General features: G+C 54.5%; 1 rRNA gene. It reads right to left on the bottom strand.

The features are described from left to right. Positions 1-223: ribosomal RNA gene (locus M3193_RS16640) — 16S ribosomal RNA — on the bottom strand; the annotation flags it as partial. Between the last annotated feature and the right edge of the window lie 34 nt (positions 224-257).

The following is a 257-nucleotide window of genomic DNA, read 5'->3' as shown; positions in this document are numbered from 1 at the left end:
CAGCCGAAACCGTCTTTCAGAGTTCTTCCATGCGGAAGAACCGATTATTCGGTATTAGCCCCGGTTTCCCGGAGTTATCCCCATCTGCAGGGCAGGTTGCCCACGTGTTACTCACCCGTCCGCCGCTGACATCAGGGAGCAAGCTCCCATCAATCCGCTCGACTTGCATGTATTAGGCACGCCGCCAGCGTTCGTCCTGAGCCAGGATCAAACTCTCCATAATAGAGAAATTCGAGTAGCTCGAGTTTCTTGCTGGC

Origin of the sequence: Sporosarcina luteola, from assembly GCF_023715585.1 — a bacterium.
GTDB lineage: Bacteria > Bacillota > Bacilli > Bacillales_A > Planococcaceae > Sporosarcina > Sporosarcina luteola_D.
This window is presented reverse-complemented; position numbering and strand designations above follow the sequence as displayed.